Source organism: Aquitalea sp., assembly GCF_030150775.1.
Taxonomy (GTDB): domain Bacteria; phylum Pseudomonadota; class Gammaproteobacteria; order Burkholderiales; family Chromobacteriaceae; genus Aquitalea; species Aquitalea denitrificans.
In genome coordinates this window covers 14,944-33,965 of record NZ_JASLFG010000039.1, presented here as the reverse complement: position 1 = coordinate 33,965, position 19,022 = coordinate 14,944, and the positions used below count along the sequence as shown (strand labels likewise).

The 19,022-nt window shown below is 60.3% G+C and carries 18 protein-coding genes and 2 riboswitches; of the genes, 11 read left to right on the top strand and 7 right to left on the bottom strand.

Annotation, left to right across the window (positions count from 1 at the left end):
• On the bottom strand, positions 1-191 hold a 191-nt coding region (locus tag QVF59_RS14420), incomplete at its 3' end, for a hypothetical protein (protein WP_287880833.1).
• A gap of 100 nt (positions 192-291) precedes the next feature.
• A riboswitch (glycine riboswitch) is annotated at positions 292-384 on the top strand.
• Positions 385-394: 10 nt separating this feature from the next.
• Positions 395-501: riboswitch (glycine riboswitch) on the top strand.
• Positions 502-542: 41 nt separating this feature from the next.
• Between QVF59_RS14420 and gcvT the strand changes: the two genes are divergently transcribed.
• The 7 genes from gcvT to QVF59_RS14385 all read left to right on the top strand — a co-directional run bounded on the left by gcvT (position 543) and on the right by QVF59_RS14385 (position 11,445).
• Positions 543-1,631 (top strand): glycine cleavage system aminomethyltransferase GcvT, encoded by a 1,089-nt coding sequence (gcvT, locus tag QVF59_RS14415; protein ID WP_287880831.1) that lies wholly within the window; start codon positions 543-545, stop codon positions 1,629-1,631.
• Between the two features lie 91 nt (positions 1,632-1,722).
• On the top strand, positions 1,723-2,109 hold the full coding sequence (gcvH, locus tag QVF59_RS14410; protein ID WP_062789780.1) for a glycine cleavage system protein GcvH: 387 nt from the start codon (positions 1,723-1,725) through the stop codon (positions 2,107-2,109).
• An 85-nt stretch (positions 2,110-2,194) separates the two neighbouring features.
• Positions 2,195-5,047 (top strand): aminomethyl-transferring glycine dehydrogenase, encoded by a 2,853-nt coding sequence (gcvP, locus tag QVF59_RS14405; RefSeq protein WP_287880827.1) that lies wholly within the window; start codon positions 2,195-2,197, stop codon positions 5,045-5,047.
• 336 nt (positions 5,048-5,383) lie between these two features.
• Positions 5,384-7,402 (top strand): putative bifunctional diguanylate cyclase/phosphodiesterase, encoded by a 2,019-nt coding sequence (locus tag QVF59_RS14400; protein WP_240902599.1) that lies wholly within the window; start codon positions 5,384-5,386, stop codon positions 7,400-7,402.
• A 145-nt stretch (positions 7,403-7,547) separates the two neighbouring features.
• Positions 7,548-9,131 carry an ABC transporter substrate-binding protein gene (locus QVF59_RS14395; protein WP_159875331.1) on the top strand — a complete coding sequence of 528 codons (1,584 nt, stop codon included), beginning with the start codon at positions 7,548-7,550 and terminating at the stop codon, positions 9,129-9,131.
• Between the two features lie 187 nt (positions 9,132-9,318).
• A complete protein-coding gene (locus QVF59_RS14390) occupies positions 9,319-9,993 on the top strand; it encodes a TetR/AcrR family transcriptional regulator (protein WP_159875332.1) in 675 nt (224 codons plus the stop codon).
• A gap of 174 nt (positions 9,994-10,167) precedes the next feature.
• Positions 10,168-11,445 (top strand): O-acetylhomoserine aminocarboxypropyltransferase/cysteine synthase family protein, encoded by a 1,278-nt coding sequence (locus QVF59_RS14385; protein WP_287880825.1) that lies wholly within the window; start codon positions 10,168-10,170, stop codon positions 11,443-11,445.
• Positions 11,446-11,508: 63 nt separating this feature from the next.
• Here QVF59_RS14385 and QVF59_RS14380 read toward each other — a convergent pair whose 3' ends face one another.
• From QVF59_RS14380 to QVF59_RS14370, 3 genes are all read right to left on the bottom strand, one after another.
• Positions 11,509-11,967 (bottom strand): BLUF domain-containing protein, encoded by a 459-nt coding sequence (locus QVF59_RS14380; RefSeq protein WP_159875334.1) that lies wholly within the window; start codon positions 11,965-11,967, stop codon positions 11,509-11,511.
• Positions 11,968-12,139: 172 nt separating this feature from the next.
• Positions 12,140-13,087, bottom strand: coding sequence for a hypothetical protein (locus QVF59_RS14375; RefSeq protein WP_287880823.1), 948 nt, complete (start codon positions 13,085-13,087; stop codon positions 12,140-12,142).
• Positions 13,088-13,090: 3 nt separating this feature from the next.
• The gene (locus tag QVF59_RS14370; protein ID WP_159875336.1) at positions 13,091-13,663 is read right to left on the bottom strand and encodes a LemA family protein; all 573 of its coding nucleotides are present in this window, start codon (positions 13,661-13,663) and stop codon (positions 13,091-13,093) included.
• Between the two features lie 111 nt (positions 13,664-13,774).
• Here QVF59_RS14370 and QVF59_RS14365 point away from each other — a divergent pair, with 111 nt between their 5' ends.
• The gene (locus tag QVF59_RS14365; RefSeq protein WP_287880821.1) at positions 13,775-14,629 is read left to right on the top strand and encodes a Rossmann-like and DUF2520 domain-containing protein; all 855 of its coding nucleotides are present in this window, start codon (positions 13,775-13,777) and stop codon (positions 14,627-14,629) included.
• On the opposite strand, the gene pncB is transcribed toward QVF59_RS14365, so the two are convergent.
• Genes pncB through QVF59_RS14350 form a run of 3 tightly spaced genes read right to left on the bottom strand, consistent with a single transcriptional unit; the run spans position 14,615 to position 17,135 of the window.
• Positions 14,615-15,832, bottom strand: coding sequence for a nicotinate phosphoribosyltransferase (pncB, locus tag QVF59_RS14360; RefSeq protein ID WP_287880835.1), 1,218 nt, complete (start codon positions 15,830-15,832; stop codon positions 14,615-14,617). The genes QVF59_RS14365 and pncB overlap by 15 nt on opposite strands.
• A 20-nt stretch (positions 15,833-15,852) precedes the next feature.
• Complete coding sequence (locus QVF59_RS14355) at positions 15,853-16,557, bottom strand: SAM-dependent methyltransferase (protein WP_287880819.1); 705 nt, start codon at positions 16,555-16,557, stop codon at positions 15,853-15,855.
• The gene (locus QVF59_RS14350) at positions 16,557-17,135 is read right to left on the bottom strand and encodes a Maf family protein (RefSeq protein WP_287880817.1); all 579 of its coding nucleotides are present in this window, start codon (positions 17,133-17,135) and stop codon (positions 16,557-16,559) included. Before QVF59_RS14350 ends, QVF59_RS14355 begins: the two co-directional genes overlap by 1 nt.
• A gap of 59 nt (positions 17,136-17,194) precedes the next feature.
• Here QVF59_RS14350 and QVF59_RS14345 point away from each other — a divergent pair, with 59 nt between their 5' ends.
• From QVF59_RS14345 to plsX, 3 genes are all read left to right on the top strand, one after another.
• Positions 17,195-17,695, top strand: coding sequence for a YceD family protein (locus tag QVF59_RS14345; protein ID WP_159875341.1), 501 nt, complete (start codon positions 17,195-17,197; stop codon positions 17,693-17,695).
• A 35-nt stretch (positions 17,696-17,730) separates the two neighbouring features.
• The gene (gene rpmF / locus QVF59_RS14340) at positions 17,731-17,910 is read left to right on the top strand and encodes a 50S ribosomal protein L32 (RefSeq protein WP_045846169.1); all 180 of its coding nucleotides are present in this window, start codon (positions 17,731-17,733) and stop codon (positions 17,908-17,910) included.
• A gap of 68 nt (positions 17,911-17,978) precedes the next feature.
• Positions 17,979-19,016, top strand: a complete 1,038-nt coding sequence (gene plsX / locus QVF59_RS14335) for a phosphate acyltransferase PlsX (RefSeq protein WP_159875342.1) — start codon at positions 17,979-17,981, stop codon at positions 19,014-19,016.
• Positions 19,017-19,022: the final 6 nt, after the last annotated feature.

The following is a 19,022-nucleotide window of genomic DNA, read 5'->3' as shown; positions in this document are numbered from 1 at the left end:
AAGCCGGCACCATCATCTCGACCGAGAAGACCGGGATCGAGTGGTACTGAGCCAGGGCGCTGAAACACCTGCGGCGGCGTTGCGACGTCGGCTGAAGGGTAGGTGAGGTGTGGATCAACAAGGGCTGCCATGGCAGCCCTTTTGTTATGCCTGATCAATAATGAATGAATTGTGACATTATTTTCATTCATATTTTTTCGATTACGAAAATAATGCAAAAACAACAGGATAGATCACTTTGCGTGAAGATATTCTTGGCTTGCCTTTGTCTTTATCTGCAACGATAATCGCCCCCATCATGCAGGAGAGAGTGGCCAATCGCGGCCACCGCCGAAGGCGCAAGCGCACCCGCAATCGCTCAGGCAAAAGGACTGCATCATCGGATATCACGTATCTGCTTTACTCTGGAGAGCGCTGCCCACGTAGGCAGCCACCGAAGGGGCTAACGGCGGCTGAAAATGCCCGCCGGAAAATCTCAGGTGTCAGGACAGAGGGGTGTTGTACCAAGACAGGCAAAACACCCCCTTTGCAAGGACGCACAGATGACGGCCCCGAAACGTACCCCCCTGTTTGACGCTCATGTCGCCGCCGGCGCCAAAATGGTTGATTTCGCCGGTTGGGAAATGCCCATCCATTACGGCTCCCAGCTGAAGGAACATGAGATCGTGCGCAGCGACGCCGGCATGTTCGATGTGTCCCACATGACCGTGATCGACATCACCGGCAGCGATGCCAAGGCCTGGCTGCAACAGCTGATTGCCAACGACGTGGCCAAGCTGCCCTTCGAAGGCAAAGCGCTGTACTCCGGCATGCTGACCGCAGACGGCACCGTGGTGGACGACCTGATTGTCTACCTGACCTCCTACGGCTACCGCATGGTGGTGAATGCCGGTACCACCGACAAAGACCTGGCCTGGATGGAGAGCCACAAGGCCGGTTTTGATGTCTCCCTCAATGTGCGTCGCGACCTGGCCATGCTGGCCGTGCAAGGCCCCAATGCCATTGCCAAGGTCTGTGCGGTAAAGCCGCAACTGGCCGACGCCATTCAATCACTCAAGGTATTCCAGGGCTTGCCTGCAGGCGACTGGTTCTTTGCCCGAACCGGCTATACCGGTGAAGACGGTCTGGAAATTATGATTCCGGCTGGCGAAGCCATCAACTTCTTCAATGAACTCGTTGCCGCTGGCGTGGCCCCCATTGGCCTTGGCGCCCGCGACACCCTGCGTCTGGAAGCCGGCATGAACCTGTACGGCCACGACATGGACGAAACCGTGTCCCCGCTGCAGGCCGGCATGGGCTGGACCATTGCCTGGGAACCGGCCAGCCGTGACTTTATCGGCCGCAAGGCACTGGAAGCCCAGAAAGCCGCCGGTGTGCCGATGAAGCAGGTGGGCCTGGTGCTGGAAGGCCGTGGCGTGCTGCGTGAAGGCCAGAAAGTGGTGGTGGAAGGCGTGGGTGAGGGCATCATCACCAGCGGCACCTTCTCGCCCACCCTCAAGCACTCTATTGCCATCGCCCGCGTACCGGCCGCAACCGGTGCCGACGCACAGGTGGATTTGCGTGGTACGCTCACCGCTGTCCGCGTGGTGAAGATGCCGTTCGTGCGCAACGGCAAGAAAGTTTTCGAATAACAGCGAGCCGGGAAACACCGCACCAGCCTGCGGGCTGCGCTGTGGTTTCCCGCTCCCGTAACGGTTCAATCAATCCGAGGAGATTCAATCCATGAGCAATATCCCTGCCGAACTGAAATACGTTGCCAGCCACGAATGGCTGCGTCTGGAAGCCGACGGTTCCGTCACCGTGGGCATTACCGAACATGCACAAGAGCTGCTGGGCGACATCGTGTTCGTCGAGCTGCCGAAAGTGGGTGCCAACCTGGCTGCCGAAGAGCAGGCCGGCGTGGTGGAATCGGTAAAAGCCGCTTCCGACGTATACGCCCCGATTGCCGGTGAAGTGCTGGAAGTGAACGCCGAACTGGAAGCCGCTCCCGAGCTGGCCAACAGCGAGCCCTATGGCGCTGGCTGGTTCTTCAAGATCAAGCCGGCCAATGCCGCAGATCTGGACAGCCTGCTGGATGCCGCTGGCTACGCCAAGGAAATCGGCGCCTGATTGCACGCTGTCAAAGCCTCGTGATGTACACCATCGCGGGGCTTTTTCAGTTTCAGGCACAGCTCTTCATTACCGGACACCCACCATGACTCTTGCTTCCCTGTTTAACCGTAGCGAATTCATTGCCCGCCATATCGGCCCCTCCGATGCCGAGCGCAGCGAAATGCTGGCCGAAATCGGTGCCGCTTCGCTGGACGATCTGGTTGCCCAGACCCTGCCGGCTGACATCCGCCTGAACCGTGCGCTGGACCTGCCGTCCCCGGTGCCGGAAGCCGAAGCCCTGGCCGCGCTGAAAGATGTGGCCAGCCGCAACATCGTCAACAAGTCTTTCATCGGCCTGGGTTACTACCCGGTGCTGACCCCCACCGTCATCCTGCGCAATGTGCTGGAAAACCCGGGCTGGTACACCGCTTACACCCCGTACCAGGCTGAAATCGCCCAGGGTCGTCTGGAAGCGCTGCTCAACTACCAGCAAATGGTGATGGACCTGACCGGTCTGGAAATGGCCAATGCCTCGCTGCTGGACGAAGCCACCGCCGCCGCCGAAGCCATGGCCATGGCGCGCCGTGTATCCAAGAGCAAGTCCGAACAGTTCTTTGTCGACAGCCGCGTGCTGCCGCAAACCCTGGACGTGATGAAAACCCGTGCCAAGTACTTCGGTTTCGAGCTGGTTTCCGGCCATCCGGAAGAAGCGGGCAATGGCGACTACTTTGGTGCGCTGTTCCAGTATCCGGGCGAAGCGGGCGACCTGATCGACCTGACGCCGTACATTGCCGCCGTCAAGGCCAAGGGTGGCGTGGCCGTGGTGGCTGCCGACATCATGGCGCTGGTGGCACTGAAGTCGCCGGCCGAAATGGGTGCAGACGTGGCCATCGGCAACACCCAGCGCTTTGGTGTGCCGATGGGCTATGGTGGCCCGCACGCTGCCTACTTTGCCTTCAAGGATGAAATGAAGCGCTCGGCCCCGGGCCGCATCATCGGTGTATCGGTGGACGCCAAGGGCAAGACCGCGCTGCGCATGGCGCTGCAAACCCGCGAGCAGCACATCCGCCGCGAAAAGGCCAACTCCAATATCTGTACCAGCCAGGTACTGCTGGCCAATATCGCCGGCATGTACGCGGTGTACCACGGTGCCGAAGGCGTCAAGCGCATTGCCAGCCGCATCCACCGTCTGGCTGCCATCTTTGCCCATGCGGTGACAAGCGCCGGTGGCAAGCTGGTATTCGACCGCTTCTACGACACCGTGCAAGTGGAAGCGGCCAATGCCGACGCCATCTACGCCGCAGCCTTGGCTGCCGGTTACAACCTGCGTCGCGTGTCCGCCACCGTGCTGGGTGTTGCCTTCCACGAAGCGGCTACCGAGGCTGATCTGGCCGCGCTGATCAAGCTGTTCACCGGCAAGGATGCCGACATCGCCGCGCTGGACGCTGCTGCTGCCGATGCTATCCCGGCCGGCCTCAAGCGCGAATCCGCCTTCTTCACCCACCCGGTGTTCAACACCCACCACAGCGAGCACGAGATGCTGCGCTACCTGAAGAAGCTGGAAAACCGCGACCTGGCGATGAATCACTCGATGATTTCGCTGGGCAGCTGCACCATGAAGCTGAATGCCACCAGTGAGATGATTCCCATCACCTGGCCGGAATTCGCCAATATGCACCCGTTTGCCCCGCGCGATCAGGCTGCCGGTTACCTGCAACTGATCGACGACCTGCAAACCCAGCTTAAAGCCATCACCGGTTTTGACGCCATTTCCATGCAGCCCAACTCCGGCGCGCAGGGCGAGTACGCAGGCCTGCTGGCCATCAGCCGTTACCACGAAGCGCGTGGCGAAGCGCAGCGCAATATCTGCCTGATTCCGCAATCGGCCCACGGTACCAACCCGGCTACCGCGCAGATGATGAACATGCAGGTAGTAGTGGTGAAGTGTGACGAATCCGGCAACGTCGACGTGGCCGACCTCAAGGCCAAGGCCGAACAGCACTCGGCCAATCTGGCGGCGCTGATGATTACCTATCCGTCCACCCACGGCGTGTTCGAACAGCCGATCCGCGAGATCTGCGACATCATCCACAGCCACGGTGGTCAGGTGTACATGGACGGTGCCAACCTGAACGCCCAGGTGGGCCTGTGCCGCCCGGCCGATATCGGTGCCGACGTGTCGCACATGAACCTGCACAAGACCTTCTGCATCCCGCACGGCGGTGGCGGCCCGGGCATGGGCCCCATCGGCCTGAAAGCCCATCTGGCCCCGTTCATGGCCAACCACGTGGTGGCTGAAGTGCCGGGTGCGGTTGCCGGTCAGACTGCGGTTTCCGCTGCGCCGTTCGGCTCGGCTTCCATCCTGCCCATCTCCTTCATGTATATCCGCATGATGGGTGCCGAAGGCATGAAGGCCGCCACCGAAAACGCCTTGCTGTCCGCCAACTACATGGCCAAGAAACTGGGTGAGCACTTCCCGGTGCTGTACACCGGTGCCAATGGCCGTGTGGCGCACGAGTGCATCATCGACCTGCGCCCGCTCAAGGCCGCCAGTGGCGTCACCGAGGTGGATGTGGCCAAGCGCCTGATGGACTACGGCTTCCATGCCCCGACCATGAGCTTCCCGGTGCCGGGCACGCTGATGATCGAGCCGACCGAATCCGAGCCCAAGGCCGAACTGGACCGCTTCATTGCCGCCATGACCGCCATCCGTCAGGAAATCGACCAGGTACAGAACGGCACATGGCCGGCGGACAACAACCCGCTGCGCAATGCACCGCACAGCAAGGCTGACATTGCTGGCGACTGGGAGCGTCCGTACAGCCGCGAAACCGGCCTGTTCCCGCTGCCTTATGTGCTGGAAAACAAGTTCTGGCCGAGTGTGAACCGTATTGATGACGTGTACGGCGACCGCAACCTGGTGTGCAGCTGCCCCAGCACCGACAGTTATCTGTAAGCCAGCACCATGTCGGCATCAGCCTGCCTGCTGGCGAGGCTGATGCTGCACAGCATGACCACAACCCCTGTCTACGACGGGGGTTTTCTTTTTTCACTGATGTTTGCGATGGAGCAAAGACTCTAATTTGGAGTGTGCCTTACAGTGGCCACCACGCTGCCCGCGGTGAATATTGCCCAAATTATGAGCAGTCATTAAAGAAATGAGATTTATTTTAAGCTGTAAGCTTAAAAAACGACGGATGATTGCTAGAATGACCAGCTCCTTGATGGCACACGGCTGATGGCAGGATTGTCATGGCAGCTCAATTCATATTGGGATAGGTCGAAAATCGATATGCAGCACGATGCAGTACCTTTTTCCACGGAAACCATGGCGCGCTTTGCCTTGCTGGAAAAGCTGCGCCATCCGGTATGGGTGTTTGATATCGATGAGCGGCGCGTGTTCTGGGCCAACCAGCATGCCCTGGCGGTGTGGGAGGCGGAAAGTCTGGAGGCGTTATGCGCCCGCGATATGGGGCAGGACATGTCCGATTCGGTTTCGCGCCGCCTGCTGCAGTATCAGAGCGACTTCATCAGCCATGACATGGCATTTTCCGAGACCTGGACGCTCTATCCGAACGGACACCCGCGTAGCTTGCAGGTGGTATTCAGTGGCCTGCGCCATCAGGGGCGCATGCTGATGCTATGCGAGGCGCTGGGCGAATTGCAGGCTGATCCGGACACTCTGCGCAGTGCCGAAGCGCTGCTGCACTCTCCCGTATTCATCACGCTGTACCAGGCCGATGGCCAACCCCTGTATCGCAATCCCAGTGCGCGAGAACATGTGCTGGACCCGGCTGAGTGCTGGCAATCACGCTTTGTCGATCCGGCGGACCTGGCCACTCTGCAGCAACTGCTGGGCGAGCATGGCCGGGGAAGGCTGGTCGCACGGGTGCTCACCCGGCAGGGAGAGCGCTGGCACGAGGTGTCAGCCCGCCATTGCCGGGATGCGGCTACCGGTCAGAACGCCCTGCTGGTCAGTGAAATGGATGTCAGCGAACTGAAGGAGGCCGAAGCACGTGCCAGCCATCTGGCCATGCATGACATCCTGACCGGCCTGCCCAACCGCAACTTCGTGCAGCAGCATTACCCGGCCTTGCTGCAGCAGGCCAGCGCGCAAGGTCTGGAAGTTGCCTTGCTGTGCATCGATCTGGATCGTTTCAAGAACATCAACGACAGCCTTGGCCATGGTTTTGGCGACTTGTTGCTGGTGCAGATGAGCGAGCGCCTGAAAGCCCTGCTGCAGCCCGGTCAGCAACTGGCCCGGCAAGGTGGGGACGAATTTTTGCTGTTGCTGTGCGCGCCGCAGGTCAAGGACATGGCAGCCAGGTTGGCGGCTGATATCGTCGAGACGCTGGCGCGGCCACTGTGGCTGCGCGGCCAGGAAGTGCAATTGACGGCCTCGGTGGGCATCAGCCTGTGCTCTGACGGGGCGGATGATGTGCAAAGCCATATGCGCCATGCGGATCTGGCCATGTACAGCGCCAAGGAGGCCGGGCGCAATGGCATCCATTTTTATGATGAGGCAATGGATGCCCGTGCCCGTTCGCGCCTGGCGTTGGAGTACGAGATTCGCCGTGGTCTGGAAAACGGCGAGTTTGAAGCCTTTTATCAGCCGCGTGTCGACTGCTTCAGTGGCGACATCGTTGGTGCCGAGGCGCTGGCACGCTGGCGGCATCCCGAACGCGGGCTGTTGTTTCCGGACAGTTTTATTCCGGCTTGCGAAGAGAGTGGCCTGATTCGCGAGCTGGACCGGCAAATCCTGGCGCAGGTTGCCAGCCAGCTAGTGCGCTGGCAACGGCAGGGCAGGGCCTTGCAGGTATCGGTAAATCTGTCGGCCAGTCAGTTTGCCGACCCGGAATTGCCTGCTAGCTTGCAACAGATTCTGCAGGACAGTGCATGTCCCGCCGCCAGCATCGAGCTGGAAATCACCGAGTCCCTGCTGCTGGCCCACGACCAGAACACAATGGATACCCTGGCCTCGTTGCAGGCCATGGGTTTTGCCATTGCCATCGACGATTTCGGCACCGGCTACTCCAACCTGGCCTATCTGCAAAACTACCCGCTCAATACCCTCAAGATCGACCGCTCCTTTATTTCCGGCCTGCCACAAAGCTCGGCCATTCCAGAGCTGATCACCAGCTTGTGCCGCATCCTTAAGCTGGCCATGGTGGCCGAAGGGGTGGAAACCCACGCGCAGCTGGACTGGCTGCGTCAGCAAGGTTGCCAACAGTATCAGGGTTATCTGTGCAGCCGGCCATTGTCGCTGGGGCATTTCAACGAATTGCTGGAACACAGCACCGCGACGGTCTGAGCATTGCAGTCTGCAAGACCGATTGAATAAGCAAGGCGAATAAGCTTAGCGGGAATGTGTCATTCTATTTTCCCGCGTCTTCCCTTAAGCTGATGTCCAGCCGGGGCCCCGCATGATGGCGGCCTTCCCCCGCACGGAGACCAAGATGAACCTACGCCCCCTGTTGCCGGTCCTGCTGCTGGCCAGCCCGCTGGCGCTGGCTGCCAAGCCGCTTACCGTCTGTACCGATGCCAATCCCGAAGGCTTTGACGTGGTGCAGTACAACTCGCTGGTCACCACCAATGCCTCGGCCGATGTGCTGATGAACCGGCTGGTGGAATACGATGCATCCGCGCATAAACTGCTGCCCGGTCTGGCCAGCAGCTGGCAGGTGAGCCCGGACGGCCTCAGCTACACCTTCAAGCTGCGCCCGGGCGTAGCCTTCCACAATACCGATTACTTCAAGCCCACCCGCAAGCTCAATGCCGATGATGTGGTATTCAGCTTCCAGCGCATGCTGAACCCGGAACACCCCTGGTTCAAGACCGCCGCCAATGGCTATCCGCATGCCCAGTCCATGCAGCTGCCCAAGCTGATCAAGTCGGTTGGCAAGCTGGACGACAATACGGTGCGGTTTGAACTGAATTACCCGGAATCCACCTTCCTCTCCACGCTCAGCATGGGTTTTGCTTCCATCTATTCCGCCGAATACGCCGCCCAGTTGCAGGCCGCCGGCAAGCAGGCCGAGCTGAACAGCAAACCCATCGGCACCGGGCCTTTCATCCTGCGCAGCTTCCAGAAGGACAGCGTGGTGCGCTACCAGCCCAACCCGGCTTACTGGGGTGGCAAACCCAAGGTGTCGGCTCTGGTGTATGCCATTACGCCGGATGCCACGGTGCGGGTGCAAAAGCTGAAAGCCGGCGAGTGCCAGCTGGCCTTGTCTGCCAAGCCGCAAGACGTGCTGGCGGTGCAGGGCGACAGCAAGATCCGCGTATTGTCCACGCCAGCCTTCATGACCGCCTTTGTTGCCATCAACAGTCAGCACAAGCCCTTTGACAATGTACAGGTACGGCAGGCGGTCAACCTGGCCTTTGACAAGAACACCTATCTGAAAACCGTGTTCGATGGCACCGCCACCGCCGCCACGCTGCCGTATCCGCCCAATACCTGGAGCTACAACAAGAGCGTGAAGCCCTATCCGCAAGACCTGGCGCGCGCAAAAAAACTGCTGGCACAGGCGGGTTATCCCAATGGCTTTGACACCACGCTGTGGGTGCGCCCCAGCGGCAGCACGCTCAACCCCAACCCCAAGGCCGGGGCCGAGCTGCTGCAGGCCGATCTGGCCAAGGTGGGCATCCGCGCGCAGATCAAGGTGATCGAGTGGGGCGAACTGATCAAGCGCGGCAAGGCGGGCGAGCACGATCTCCTGTTCATGGGCTGGGCCGGGGATAATGGCGACCCGGACAACTTCCTCACCCCGCAGTTCTCTTGCGCCGCCGTGCAGTCCGGTACCAACTTTGCCCGCTATTGCGACCCGAAACTGGACAAGCTGATTGCCGACGGCAAGAAAACCAGTGACTTTGCCCAGCGCAGCAAGCTGTACCAGCAAGCGCAAAAGCTGATCAGCGACCAGGCATTGTGGCTGCCGCTGGCCCATCCCACCGCCTATGTGCTGGAACGCAAGGAAGTGGCCGGCTTTGTCGCCAACCCGTTTGGCCGGGTTAACTTTGCTACGGTGAATGTGCAGTAAAGCCGTCAATCCAGAAGAACAAAGGCAGCCTTGTGCTGCCTTTTTGCATGTTCAGGCAGCCGGATGGGTGCTTGGGATGCTGGCAAGGGCTGCTTGCGGTATCATACCGGGGTGTTTGTCGATCACAGACACAGCGGGTGCCGGGAACAGTCTGTCCCGGGGTTCCGCACACCGGGAAGAGCCTGCCATGAGTCGCAAAGAAAGCAAAAGTCCAACCTTTGACCGCATTGTCGAAGCCAGCCTGCAGCTGTTCAACCAGCAGGGCGAGCGCAGCGTCACCACCAATCACATCGCGCGCTATCTGAATATCAGCACCGGCAATCTGTACTACCACTTTGCCTGCAAGGAAGACATCATCAACGAGCTGTACCGGCGCTACTCCAAGGGCATGGCTGATTACCTGAGTGCGGCGGGTGAGCTGAGCGTGACCACTTCCATCGAAGGGCTGGTGAGCCTGTTGGATAAGGTGCTGCGCCATTTGTGGACTTTCCGTTTCATTCCGCAAAGCATTTCCAGCCTGTTTTCGGTCAACCAGTCCTTACAGGAAAGCTACAGCAAGATTGAAGCCGGGCTGATCAGCCGTGGCGTGGAAAAGCTGTTCTTCAAGCTGCGCGATCAGGGCATGCTGGAAGGCGACGACGTGCAGATCGGCTTTCTGGCGCGTAATTTCCAGCTGTTGCAAACCGGCTGGATTGCCCGTCCCGACATCGCCAAATGTCCACAGGAAGCACAGACCGTGGCGCGCGAAGGCTGTCTGAGCCTGCTGTACTTCCTGGCTCCTTATGTTTCCAGCCGTTTTCGCCAGCCCTTTGAACGTGTGCTGGCCGGCATGGCCCCAGCCCAGTCCCAGCCTGCTGTCTAGTCCTTCCTTATTCCGGGCCTTATCCGTGCTGGCCGGTGCTTGTTGCACCGGCCATTTGCTTTTTCATGCCGGTTTTTTCATAAGCTTTGCAGGAAATCCGGCTTGGCTTCTGTCCCTGCTGCCGGTATGGTTAGTGCGATATGCAACAGGCGTAAAGCCACAGGAGAGAAGAAGATGAAACTGGAAACCCTGGCCGTGCACGGCGGCTACAGCCCGGACCCGACCACCAAGGCGGTGGCGGTGCCGCTGTATCAGACCACCAGCTATGCCTTTGACAGCACCCAGCACGGTGCCGACCTGTTCGACCTGAAAGTGCAGGGTAATATCTATACCCGCATCATGAATCCCACCACCGATGTGCTGGAAAAGCGCGTGGCCGCGCTGGAAGGCGGCATCGGTGCACTGGCGGTGGCCTCCGGCATGGCGGCCATCAGCTATGCCATCCAGACCATTGCCGAGGCCGGCGACAACATCATTGCCACCAGCACGCTGTATGGCGGTACGTATAATCTGTTTGCCCACACCTTCCCGCAGCTGGGCATTGAAGTGCGTTTCATCGACTACAAAGACCCGGCCTCCATCAGCAAGCTGGTGGATGGCAAGACCAAGGCGGTGTTCTGCGAGTCGGTAGGTAACCCGCTGGGCAATGTGGTGGACTTTGCCGCCTTTGCCCAGGAAGCGCACAAACATGGCCTGCCGCTGATTGTCGACAATACCGTGCCCTCGCCGTACCTGTGCCGCCCCTTCGAGCATGGCGCGGATATCGTGGTGCACAGCCTCACCAAATACCTGGGCGGCCACGGCACCAGCATTGGCGGCATCATTGTCGATTCCGGCAAATTCCCCTGGGGCGAGCATAAAGAACGCTTTGTGCGCCTGAATACGCCGGATGTCAGCTACCACGGTGTGAATTACGTCGAGGCACTGGGCCCGGCGGCCTATATTGCCCGTGCCCGCGTGGTGCCGCTGCGCAATATGGGTGCAGCCATTTCGCCGTTCAATGCCTTCCTGATCCTGCAGGGCATCGAAACCCTGGCCTTGCGCCTGGACCGCATCTGCGACAATGCGCTGAAGGTGGCCGAGCGCCTGCAGGCGCACCCGGCCGTGGAGTGGGTGGAGTATGCCGCCTTGCCTTCCAGCCCCAGCAAGGCTCTGGTGGACAAATACATGGGCGGCCGTGCTTCGGGCATCCTGTCCTTCGGCATCAAGGGGGGCATTGAGGCCGGTGGCCGCTTCATCGATGCGCTGCAACTGGTGACCCGTCTGGTGAATATCGGCGATGCCAAGAGCCTGGCTTGCCACCCGGCCTCCACCACCCACCGCCAGCTGTCGCCGCAAGAACAGCTTAAGGCCGGGGTGCGACCGGAGCTGATTCGCCTGTCCATCGGCATCGAGCATATCGACGACATTCTGGCCGACGTGGATCAGGCGCTGACGGCAGCCGCCAGCTAGGCGTGGCTGCTTGCAAGTAACAAAAAGGCTGCCCGGGGCAGCCTTTTTTCTTGAAGGATGGATCTAGCGGCGGTGCACTACTTGCGGATTCTGGCCATTGGGCAGGTGGTGGTGCCACTTGCCGTTGATGAACTCCAGCACAAAGCGCTTGGCGCGCTCAGCATGGTCCAGCTCTCCATGCAGGGCGATATTGCTGAGATGAACCGGGTGGCCCAGCTTGCGTGCCAGCTCTTCGGTATCGACAAAGATCAGTGGTTGATTGGGAAAGCTGGGTTCGCTCACCGTTTCACGCGACAGCAGGGTGAGCTGGAGGTGATGCTGATCGTGCTGGATGAATTCGTACAACTCGTCCACCGCAGCCTCCTCGCCCTCCAGCACCTGCAGGAAATCCTTGTTCATCAGCAACAGCAGGCTGTTGATACCCATGCGCTGGTTGCGCGCACGGTAGCTGGCCAGCAGGCTGTGCAGCTCCTGCACGGCATAGGCAGGATTGAGGGCGCTGGAATAAATCAGACGGATCATGGTGGTCTCCCGGCGCTATGGCGCTCTTGTGCTTGCTGTCATTGTCGGTGTTCTGGTCCATCTTCATCGTGCGCAGTCGCGCCGGCAGATTTGATGACCAGCATCTGGTGAGCTTGGCTGGATTCATGATAAGTGGAATTTCCTTGTCATGCATCATGCGTTGAGCGCAGCTTCAGCCGGCTATGCCACCATGCAGCCAGGCCAGGAAACTGAGCAGCGCCGCCAGCGCGTGCAGCCAGGCCCGCCAGCGATAGCAGCTGGCTACGCGCTGCGGGGGCAGTGTGTTGATCAGGAAGGGTTTGCCGTCTTCTGGCTGGCGCACATGCAGGGTTGGAGGGGTACTGGCCAGCTGTTGATGCAACTGACGCACCTCGCGCTCAGCGGCGGCACGTACCAGCAGCCATTCCTGTTCGCTGATCTGGCCGCTACCATCCAGATCAAAGCGGCGCAGCAAGGCCGGCTGGTCCTGCTTCCATTCGCTCAGCTTGGCACCGACATCCTGGCGGAATGCCTGCTGGTCGGGCCGTATGCCGCCGTGGCTGCTCAACTGGCCCAGCACGTAGAGAGGGTCGCCTTCGTCTATCCATTCCTCTACCAGCGTTTCCTTTCCTTCCTGCCAGCTTTCACGGTGTGGTGACTGTACTTCGGCACCTTCAGGATGGATGATGACCGTCTGTTTGCCATCTTGCAGGACAAATGACTGATCACTGCATTCCGGGATTGACAGCAGGCTGGCGCTGTCCAGGGATAGTGGATCAAGGATGCGGCCGGAGCCGATGGCCTGACGGTCATTGTGATAGCGCCAGCAGCGGTACCAGACGCAGCGCCGGCCCGAATAGGGGCTGTAGTTGACTGCGCTGTCGTGATTGGCGGCGACGCCATAGAGTTCGACATGGCCAAGAGCGGCAGATGCCGCACGGGCGGTGGGGGTGTCGGCAATCAGCCGGTAGCGCCGGTAGTTCAGCCACCAGCCGATCAGCCCGCAGGCCAGCATGGCGGGAAGAATGGCGTGATGGAAAGCCGGCAAGCCTAGTTTGAGTCCGGCAATGCCCAGCAACAGGTAGAGGCCAAAAGCCATCCAGCCATTGCGCGTCCATTGCCAGCTTAGCCACTGCTGCATGGCTTAACCCTGGCGGAACAGCTGTGCCAGATCGACATCACGCTTTTCGGCAGCACTGAACTGCAGGGCGCGGGCAGGCGGAAAGTTGAACAGGCGGGCAATCAGCACATCGGGAAATTGCTCGATGCGCACATTGTTGAGGTTGACCGCGTCGTTATACAGCTCGCGTCGGTCGGCGATGGTGTCTTCCAGCTGGCTGATGCGCTCGGCCAGATGAGAGAATTGCTGGTCGGCCTTCAGCTCCGGGTAGGCTTCGGCCACCGCCAGCACCTGGCCGATCAGCCCGCGCAGCTTGTCTTCTTCGTGGCCCAGTCCTTCCATATTGCGGCTCTGGGCGTATTGTGCGACGGCCGAGCGGGCTTCCATTACCCGGCTGAGGGTTTGCTGTTCGAACTGGGCATATTGCTTGCACACCTCCACCAGCTTGGGCAGTTCATCGTGGCGCTGCTTCAGCAGCACGTCGATATTGGCCCAGCTGCGGGCAACGGCATGCTTGAGATTGACCAGTGCGTTGTACAAGGTGACGAAATACAGCAGGACAATGGCGATGACGCCAAAGAAGATCACCAGCTTCATGATGGGGACTCCCCGAGGGTGCCGTGACGGCAGGTAAAATACTGTTAAGCAGGATTATTCTAGCGGCATCGTCAGACATGCTGCCAGCAGTGTCAAGAAAGAGAATGGGGAATGCAGGAACTGAACATCATCGGGGCTGGAAAACTGGGACGTACGCTGGGGCGACTGGCGGTGCTTGGTGGCCAGTACCGGGTGCAGGACTGTCTGGCGCGCAGTGCGGCATCGGCACAGGCCGCAGTGGATTTCATCGGCGCGGGCCGGGCCTGCAGCCAACTGGCGGATGTAAGACCGGTAGCGCTGACTCTGCTGGCGGTGCCGGATGATGCCATTGCCGCCACGGCGCAGGCGCTGGCCCACAGTGGGCGGGTGCCGCCCGGTGCGGTGGTGTTTCATGCCAGCGGCGCGGCGGAAGCGGAAATCCTGGCGCCCTTGCGTGAAGCGGGGGCGCATGTGGCCAGCCTGCATCCGGCGTTCTCTTTTGCCGACCCGGCGCGGGCAGTGACCCAATTTGCCGGTACCTTGTGCGCGCTGGAAGGTGATGCGGCAGCGCTGCCGCAGTTGCAGGATTTTGCCGCTGCCATTGGCGCACGGCCGTTTGCGCTGGCACCGGGTGGCAAGGCGGCCTATCACGCTGCCTTGTCGGTGGCATCCAACTATCTGGTCACGCTGACCGACATCGCCCGCCAGCTGGCACGGCAGGGTGGGGTGGATGAGCAGTTATTGCCAGCCTTGCTGGGGCCGCTGATGCAGGGCAGTCTGGCCAATGCGCTGAGCATGGGGCCGCAGCAGGCGCTGACCGGGCCCATCGTGCGTGGCGATGCCGCGACGGTAGCGCGTCATCTGGCGGTATTGCCGCAGGAATTGCAGCCCGCCTATCGGGTGCTGGGCGAGCGCACGGTGGTACTGGCCGGGGCGCGTCTGCCTGAGGAGGCGCGGCAGACGCTGCTGGCCTTATTGCGCGACTGAATCAGCTTCTGGCGCTGCCACCTTGAATACCTGGCGCAGATAGGCAAGGAAGGTGGCATCGCTGCACATGGTCTTGCCCGGGCTATCGGATAGCTTCGCCACCGGCTGGCCGTTGCAGCTCACCAGCTTCAGCACGATCTGCAGCGGCTCCAGCCCCATGTCATTGGTGAAGTGGGTGCCAATGCCGAAGCTCACCTGGATATGCGGGCTGTAACGGCGGTGCAGTTCCAGCGCACGGTCTACGCTCAGCCCGTCGCTGAAGGTGAGCATTTTGGTGGCCGGGTCGATACGCAGCTTGCGGTAATGGGCAATCGCCTTGTCCGCCCATTCCACCGGGTCGCCACTATCGTGACGCAGGCCGTCGAACAGCTTGGCAAAGTAGAGATCGAAATCGGCCAGAAAGGCATCCATGCACACCACGTCGGTGAGGGCGATGCCCAGGTCGCCACGGTATTCCTGCACCCAGGCTTCCAGCGCCGCGTTCTGGAAGTCGCGCAGCCGCACCCCCAGCGCCTGGAAGGCCTGAAAGAATTCATGCGCCATGGTGCCAATGGGGGTGATGCCCAGTTTCCACGCCAGCCAGACATTGCTGGTGCCACGGAAAATCTTGGGCAGGGCGGCATTGAGCTGTTCCACCACCTGTTGCTGCCATTCGCGGCTGAAGCGGCGGCGGGTGCCGAAGTCGGAAATCAGCAAGGGAAAACGCTGGCTGGCGCTTTCTTCCGCTTCGAAGCGCAGCAGGGTGGCAATCTTGGCATCTAGCCGGCGCTGGCCTTCCTCGCGCACCTGCGGGGTGTCCAGCCGGCGGAAGTACAGTTCGTTGACGATGGCCAGCACGAAAATCTCGAAGAACATGGCCTGCACCAGCGGCCCTTCGATATGAATGTTCAGTGCATCGCCGTCACACTCCACCCGGATGAAGCGGCGCTGCAGATGGAATAGTTCCAGATAATCGACAAAATCGCTCTTGATGAAGCGCAGGCTGCGCAGATAGGCCAGTTCCGGCTGGGTGAACTGCAGCTGGCATAGCCAGTCCAGCTGCGCTTCCAGCTCCTTGTGCAATTGCGACAGCGGGAAGTCCGGCTGGTTGCGGCAGCGGAAGGCATATTGCCCGTAAGCCGCCGGGAACTGGTGCAAGATGGCCTGCAACATGGTGAACTTGTACAGGTCGGTATCCAGCAGCGAGTGGATCAGCGGCGGCAGCTTGGGCATGGGGTGGTCTCTCAGGCAGCGTGCAGGATGAAAATGGCCGGGCGCTTGTGAAAATCCGGCGCGTCTTGCGGCCAGTCCTTTACCAGGCGGCTGACAATGGTTTCCGTCGGCAGGGTCAGGTCGCAGGCCACCGCCAGCCGGGTGGCCGGGGCCAGTGTCTCACGCAATTGCTGCAGCAGCGCGTTGTTGCGGTAAGGCGTTTCAATGAACACCTGGGTTTCATTGCGCTGGCGCGAGCGTTGCTCCAGCTCCATCACCACCTTGGCTTTTTCGGTGGCATCCACCGGCAGATAGCCGTGGAAGGCAAAGCACTGGCCATTGGCACCGGAGGCCATCAGCGCCAGCAAAATGGAAGAAGGGCCGATCAGCGGTGCCACGCGGATGCCACGCTCGTGCGCCAGTGCCACCAGCTGTGCGCCGGGGTCGGCTACCGCCGGGCAGCCGGCTTCGGAGATCAGGCCCACGTCTTCGCCAGCCAGCAGCGGTGCCAGCAGGGCGGCAACATCGGCCGGCTTGGTGTGCTCATTGAGCGTGCTCATTGCCAGTTCGCGAATCGGCGTGGTCACGCCCAGCGCTTTCAGGTGCTTGCGGGCGGTTTTTTCCGCTTCCACCACAAAGTGGCGGATATGCAGCACCTTGGCCGCCTCGCTGGCGGGCAGCCAGGCAATGTTTTCATCGCCCAGCGGGGCGGGGATCAGAAACAGGGTTGCAGCCATTACAGTATCTCCACGCCTTCGGCGTTCAACATGCTGATCAGCTTGAACAGCGGCACGCCGATCAGGGCATTGGGGTCGTCCGATTCCACCTTTTCCAGCAGGGCACCGCCCAGGCCTTCACTCTTGGCGCTGCCCGCGCAGTGCAGGGCGTCCGGCTCGCGCGTCAGATAATGGCGGATTTGCTGCTCGGTGAGCTGACGCAAGGTAACGCGGGTGATGCCCACGGTTTCCTGCAAGCGCCCGCTGGCAGTGTTGTAAAGCGCCAACGCAGAATGAAACACCACGGTGCGGCCGCTCATCCATTGCAGCATGGCTACGCCGTTTTCAAACGAGCCGGGTTTGCCGATTTGCTGGCCATCCAGCAGGGCCACCTGGTCGGAACCGATGATCAGCGCATTCGGGTAATCGGCCGCCAGGGACTGGGCTTTGCTGCGTGCCAGCCGCACGGCGGTGTCCAACGCGCTTTCGCCGGACAGCGGGGTTTCGTCGCAGACGGGCGGCACGGCGGTGAAGGGCAGCCCGAGGCGGGCGATGATTTCCTGCCGGTAGCGGGAGGTGGAAGCCAGGATGATCTGCATGGTGGGATTGCTTGATTATTTTGACAAATCAGGGAGGCGGATTATATCATGCTGGGTTTATGTCTAACCCGATTTTGATCGACCCGCTCAAGTTCGCCCGTGAGGGCCGCGTGCTGACCGGCAAACTGCCCGTCAGCACCCTGGACGAGCGTGTACACAGCGACCTGTCCGAACCCTCCGGCACGGTGGAATACACCCTGGAAGGTTTTCGCGACGGTTCGTCCCGCCTTTCCCTGCGCCTGCAGGTGAAAGCCAGTGTTGCGGTAAGCTGCCAGCGTTGTCTGGACGTGATGCCGTACCAGGTGAACACCGATTCGGTGGTCACCTTGTTCACCCGGCAGGAAAAGCTGGATGAAGCCTGCGAGCTGGACGAAACGCTGGATGGCATTCTCGCGCCGGAAGAGCTAGATGTGGTGGCAATGATCGAAGACGAAATCATCATGGGCTTGCCGCTTTCGCCGAAACACGACGAATGCGGTTCGGAAGCTCTGACACGTGCCAAGGCTGACAAGCCCAATCCGTTTGCGGTGCTGGCCACGTTGAAGATCTCCAAGTCTTGAGTTATCAATACACGCGATTTTCCTAGGAGTCGAACATGGCTGTTCAACAGAACAAAAAGTCCCCGTCCAAGCGCGGCATGCATCGTGCACACGATTTTCTGACCGCTCCGTCGCTGGCCAAAGAGCCGACGACCGGTGAAACCCACCTGCGTCACCACATCAGCCCGAACGGCTTCTACCGTGGTCGCAAGGTTGTTGCCACCAAAGGCGAATAATTCGTCCTTTTTCACCCAATACTTACCTTTTGTATAAAAACAGGTAGGTTTCACTACCGTACACGTTGATGACTATCACCGTCGCGGTTGATGCAATGGGCGGTGACGTTGGCCTCAAGGTCACCGTCCCAGCATCGATCCAATTCCTGCAAGACCATCCCAACACCAATCTGATTCTTGTCGGAGACCAGGCAGCCATCGAGGCTGAATTGTCCCGTCATCCGGGTGTTGCGCGTTCGCGCGTCCGTATCCAGCATGCCACCCAGGTGGTAGGCATGGACGAGTCGCCGCAGCTCGCCCTGAAGAACAAGAAAGATTCGTCGATGCGGGTGGCGATCAATCTCGTCAAGGAAGGCGAGGCGCAAGCCGCCGTGTCTGCCGGCAATACCGGCGCACTGATGGCAACCGCACGCTTTGTCCTCAAAACCATCCCGGGCATCGAACGACCGGCCATCGCCAAGATGATGCCATCCGTCAAGGGCAGCACCTGCATGCTGGACCTGGGCGCCAACGTCGATTGCACGCCAGAACAACTCATGCAGTTCGGCATCATGGGCTCGGAGCTGGTTTCCAGCATTACCGGCAATGCCAATCCGCGTGTCGGGCTGCTCAATATCGGCTCGGAAGACATCAAGGGGAACGACAGCGTCAAGCGCGCCGGCGAATTCCTGCGTCAGTCCGAGTTGAACTTCATCGGTAATGTCGAAGGTAACGACGTCTACAAAGGCACGGTAGATGTGGTAGTCTGCGACGGTTTTACCGGCAATGTGGCGCTCAAGTCGGCTGAGGGGCTGGCGCACATGATTGCCTCTTTCCTGCGGCAGGAATTCACCCGCAACTGGTGGACTCGCCTGTGTGCGCTGGCAGCCATGCCGGTGCTCAATCAGTTCCGCAAACGTGTCGACCCGCGTCGCTACAATGGTGCCAGCTTGCTGGGCCTGCGTGGCATCGTGGTGAAAAGTCATGGTGGAACCGATGCCGTTGGATTCCGTTTCGCGCTGGAACAGGCTTGCGAGGAAGCCGGCTCCGACGTGATTGGTCATATTACCGACCGGGTTGCACACCAATTAAACAATCTCAAGCAAGCCGAGCCGGAAGCGAACTGATTAATA